Annotated in this window: 8 protein-coding genes; 3 read left to right on the plus strand and 5 right to left on the minus strand. The window is 73.7% G+C overall.

Features of this window, described 5'->3' with window-relative positions:
• The 5 genes from ACOJUF_RS13940 to ACOJUF_RS13960 all read right to left on the minus strand — a co-directional run.
• Nucleotides 1-490, minus strand: a 490-nt coding sequence (locus tag ACOJUF_RS13940) for a DUF6286 domain-containing protein (protein WP_420122432.1), incomplete at its 3' end; no start/stop codon positions are given.
• Nucleotides 487-897: an Asp23/Gls24 family envelope stress response protein gene (locus ACOJUF_RS13945; RefSeq protein ID WP_420122433.1), complete on the minus strand. Its 411-nt coding sequence runs from the start codon at nucleotides 895-897 to the stop codon at nucleotides 487-489. The genes ACOJUF_RS13940 and ACOJUF_RS13945, both read right to left, overlap by 4 nt.
• Complete coding sequence (locus ACOJUF_RS13950; protein WP_420122434.1) at nucleotides 894-1,064, minus strand: hypothetical protein; 171 nt, start codon at nucleotides 1,062-1,064, stop codon at nucleotides 894-896. The genes ACOJUF_RS13945 and ACOJUF_RS13950 overlap by 4 nt, the downstream gene beginning before the upstream one ends.
• 159 nt (nucleotides 1,065-1,223) lie before the next feature.
• Entirely contained in the window at nucleotides 1,224-1,448 is a 225-nt protein-coding gene (locus tag ACOJUF_RS13955) for a hypothetical protein (protein ID WP_420122435.1), read from the minus strand.
• The gene (locus ACOJUF_RS13960; protein ID WP_420122436.1) at nucleotides 1,445-1,918 is read right to left on the minus strand and encodes an Asp23/Gls24 family envelope stress response protein; all 474 of its coding nucleotides are present in this window, start codon (nucleotides 1,916-1,918) and stop codon (nucleotides 1,445-1,447) included. The genes ACOJUF_RS13955 and ACOJUF_RS13960 overlap by 4 nt, the downstream gene beginning before the upstream one ends.
• A 203-nt stretch (nucleotides 1,919-2,121) precedes the next feature.
• Here ACOJUF_RS13960 and ACOJUF_RS13965 point away from each other — a divergent pair, with 203 nt between their 5' ends.
• Genes ACOJUF_RS13965 through ACOJUF_RS13975 form a run of 3 tightly spaced genes read left to right on the plus strand, consistent with a single transcriptional unit; the run spans nucleotide 2,122 to nucleotide 3,667 of the window.
• Entirely contained in the window at nucleotides 2,122-2,751 is a 630-nt protein-coding gene (locus ACOJUF_RS13965; protein ID WP_420122437.1) for an RNA polymerase sigma factor, read from the plus strand.
• Complete coding sequence (locus tag ACOJUF_RS13970; RefSeq protein ID WP_420122438.1) at nucleotides 2,742-3,320, plus strand: hypothetical protein; 579 nt, start codon at nucleotides 2,742-2,744, stop codon at nucleotides 3,318-3,320. Before ACOJUF_RS13965 ends, ACOJUF_RS13970 begins: the two co-directional genes overlap by 10 nt.
• Nucleotides 3,317-3,667: a hypothetical protein gene (locus tag ACOJUF_RS13975; RefSeq protein WP_420122439.1), complete on the plus strand. Its 351-nt coding sequence runs from the start codon at nucleotides 3,317-3,319 to the stop codon at nucleotides 3,665-3,667. The genes ACOJUF_RS13970 and ACOJUF_RS13975 overlap by 4 nt, the downstream gene beginning before the upstream one ends.
• Nucleotides 3,668-3,902: the final 235 nt, after the last annotated feature.

The raw sequence follows: 3,902 nt of genomic DNA on the forward strand, positions 1-3,902 counted from the left end.
TCACCGCCGTGGCGACCTTGTCGGGCAGGGCCGACGGGGCGCCGAGCGGCGAGGTCACCGCGACGACGGCCCGGCCGCGGCTCAGGGTGGTGTGCGCGTCGCTGATGCCGTCCACGCTGCGGGCGGCGCCGTCGATGGCGCGGCGCAGGTCGGCCGGCCGGATGCGGGTGATCACGGCGGGGTGATCCTCCCGCAGGTCGAGCATGGTCGGGCGGGGTGGGATCAGCGCGAGGGCGATCAACCACAGCCCGACCAGGGCGAGGACGGCACCGATCGCGATGACGACCGGCGCCGACCATGGGGTCGTGTTCAGCCAGGCGGAGATGCGGGCCGCATCGAGCGGGGCGGGCTGACGACCGAGCTGGACCTGAACGGCCTGCCAGACGGCGAATCCGGCGATCAGGAGCAGCAGCACGGCGACCACGACGGCGGCCGCGGTCCGTCGGCCCCGGGCCGGCCGCGCCACCGGGCCGGTCACTGGATTGCTCATTGCACTCTCCTTTCCGGACTGGTCTGCTGGCGCAGGGCCACCACGTGGACGTCGAGGTCGGTCACCGTGATCGCGCACAGGTGGTGGACGCGGTCGACGACGTGCTCCCGGAGCCGCCGGGTGACCTGCCGCAACGGCGCCGGGTAATCGATCTCGACCTCGAGGGTCAGCTGGGCCAGGTGCCCGTCGATGGACGATTCGACGGCGATCGCCGGTCGCGCGCCCAGCACCTGGCCGACCGCACCCCGGCCGGCGGCGAGAACGCGCTCGACCTCGGCGGCGGCCGCCGCGGCGGTCTTCTCCACCACCCGGTCGAGCAGGACCGTGCGGCCGCGGACGGCCGGGTCGGTCGTGATCTCGCTCCCGGCGGCCGGGACGATTCCGGTGGTGGTGACCGGGGCGGTCACCGCTGGTTGCGGCCGTTGGCCCGGCCGCCGACGTAGTCGTTGATATTGATGCGGCCCTCGATCACGGCGCCGATCAGGCCGCCGACGGCGGCGAGGACGAGCACCAGCAGGAAGGCCAGGAATCCGCCGAAGGCTCCGGCGAACCCCAACGCGACGCCGACTGCCACGCCGATCGCGGTAGCAGAAGCTCTCATTGTGATCATCAACCTGTCTGAGTTCGGGAAAGTCTGGATGGGTGGGGGATGTCGGCCGACGCGGGCCCGAAGGCGGTTGCCGGCCGGGCACCGACGTCAGCACGGACGTCAGTGCAGATGTCAGCGCAGATGTCAGCGCAGATGCCGGCGCGGGGACCGGCGGCGGCGCCACCAGAGCAGCAGGCGCCGTCGCCGGCTGCGCCGGATGACGATCGGTTCGCCGGGCGGGGTGCGGCGGCCCCCGTCCCACCGCCGCAACCCCGCGACGAACTCGTCCGGATCGCCGCCCCGGTCGGGGTGGTGGTCACGGATGTAGGCGCGCCGCGCCGCCCGGTCGTCGTCCGTGGCGTCGGTCACGCCACCCGGGCGTCGTGGTGGTCGTCATCGTCGTCGTCACTGGGTACATGCACGTCGTGCACGACGATGTTGACCTCGGTGACCTCCAGAGTGGTCATCCGCTCGATCGCGCTGATGACGTTGCGCCGGATGGCCTTGCTCAGCTCGCCGATCTCCACGCCGTACTCGACCGTGATGTCCAGGTCGACCGCGGCCTGCCGCTCGCCGACCTCGACCGACACGCCCTGCGCGAGGCTCTCGGACTGGCCGGGGATCTTCTCCCGGATGGCACCGAAGGCGCGGGCGGCGCCGCCACCCAGCTTGTGCACGCCGGTGATCTCCCGGGCGGCCAGGCCGGCAATCTTCTCGACGACCGAATCGGCGATCGAGGTCTTGCCGCGGCTGGTCACCAGGGCGGTCTCGACGACGGCGCCGGTCGGGGCGGACTCGGTGCTCTCCGGAGCCTTCTTGGTGGTGGTGGGGGCAGTCATGTGCCTTCACTCCTTCTCGGTGGTGGTCACCTGCTCGTCGTCCGGCGATCGTCAGGACCGCCGGTTGCCGGCTCGCAACGTCGGCATGTCAGGTATGACCCGGCGTCCCCGGGATTCCTCACGGATCCGGCGCTGTGACCCCGGCCACGAGCCGTGACCGGTCGGTGACCGAGCCGGCGGGGTCCGTGTGGCACGATCCGGCCGTGACCGAACCCCCGGTGGTGGCCGGTGGCGCCACCGCCGGCGGCACCCCCCGCGGCACCGTGCGGCGGTCACGACTGTCCGAGCTGACCGACGAGGAGCTGGTGCAGCGGGCCCAGAGCGGCAACAGCCGGGCCTTCGAGACGTTGCTGCGCCGGCACGAGCGGGCTATGTTCGGCACGTCGCTGCGATTGCTCGGTCGTCCGGGCGATGCGGAGGACGCGGTGCAGGAAGCCTTCATCGCGGCCTGGCGGCGACTGCCCGAGTTCCGCGGCGAGGCCAGGTTCTCCACCTGGCTCTACCGGATCGTCACGAACCGATCGTTGAACGAACTGCGCCGGCGCAAGCCGGCGGCCAGCCTGGACGACGAGGACGACGGCCCGGTCCCCGACGGGCTGGTGCAGACCGGTGGACCGGAACGGCAGGCCGAACGGTCGGCCATGGTGGCCGCCCTGCAGTCCGCGCTGGCCGACCTGCCGGCGCCGCTGCGGGTCTGCTGGCTGCTGCGCGAGGTGGATCAGCGCAGCTATGACGAGATCGCGGACATCGTCGGAGTACCCGAACCGACCGTCCGGGGGCGGATCGCCCGCGCCCGGACCAAACTGGCGGAGGTGATGGCCCCATGGCGGTAGCCGACCAACCCGATGCGGTGGGATCGGCGCCCGGATCGGTCCCGGAGTCGACCCCGCCACCGGCCGCGCCGGACCCGGGGCCCGTGGCCGAGCCGGATCCGGCGGCCGTGGCCGTGCTGGACCGGGCCGCCGGGGAGCTGGGCCGGGCCACCGATCAGGAGCCGTCCGCCGGGCTCGTGCCGGCCGTCATGCACTCCGTGTGGGCCGAGCTGCGCCCCGGGCAACTGCTCGAGCTGCCGGGTTCGGACGGTCGCCTGCTCGTCGGAGCGGCCGCCGTCGCCACCGCGATCACCGGCCGGCTGGACGACCTGGCCGACCTCGTCGTCCGCCGGTGCACCGTCGAATCCGCCGACCCCGGACCCGGCTCCGGACCGGTGGCGCCCGGGGCGGGCGCGGCCGCGGTGCGGGTCACGTTGACCGCCGCGGTCGCCTACGGCGCCGACACCGGTGAGCTGGCCGACGAGGTGCGGACGACCGTCGCCACCGCCGCCCGCGAGCTGTTCGGGCTGACGGTCGACCGGGTCGACCTGGTGGTCGAGGACGTCTTCGTCGCCGGCGGGGCGCCATGACCGCGGCCTCCGTCCCCACCGATGACCAGCTGGCCCGGCTGGCCGCGGCCGCGGCCGCGGCGGTGCCCGGCGTGGTTCGCCTGCAACCCGGGCTGCGCCACCTGGCCGGCCGCGCGGCCCGCACGCTGTTCACCCGCGACGGCGCCCGCGACGAGGAGGCCGACCGCAGCGGGGTCGCGGTCGACCGGGAGCCCGCTCCGCACGTCACGGTGCGGGTGGTGGTCGCCGCCGACCCGCCACCGCAGCAGACCGCCGCCCGGGTCCGGGCGGCGGTCGACCTGGCGCTGTCCTCGGCGGCCGGATCCGGCCTGACGGTGACCGTCGTCATCGTCGACGTGGAGACCTGACCCTGATGTGATGCAGGCCACACGAACTCCGTCGTGAGGATCGTGCGGCCGGCCGTGTCCAACCAGCGAAGGGCCAGGTCTGGCCGGCGGTGGGCTACTCGTCGACGACCTCGATCCGCGGGTACTCCGGCTGCCACATCGCCTCGTGCACCTGCTGGATCGGGTTGGTCAACTCCACCCGCGCCAACCCCTGCTCGGCGGCCACCGTCGCCACCGCGACCGCCACCGCCGCCGA

Source organism: Nakamurella sp. (assembly GCF_048594475.1).
Lineage (GTDB): Bacteria > Actinomycetota > Actinomycetes > Mycobacteriales > Nakamurellaceae > Nakamurella.

Bases quoted from the DNA above. Each gene is read 5' to 3' on its own strand.
- ACOJUF_RS13960 (WP_420122436.1), bottom strand. From the start codon at position 1,918: ATGACTGCCCCCACCACCACCAAGAAGGCTCCGGAGAGCACCGAGTCC.
- ACOJUF_RS13970 (WP_420122438.1), top strand. From the start codon at position 2,742: ATGGCGGTAGCCGACCAACCCGATGCGGTGGGATCGGCGCCCGGATCG.
- ACOJUF_RS13975 (WP_420122439.1), top strand. From the start codon at position 3,317: ATGACCGCGGCCTCCGTCCCCACCGATGACCAGCTGGCCCGGCTGGCC.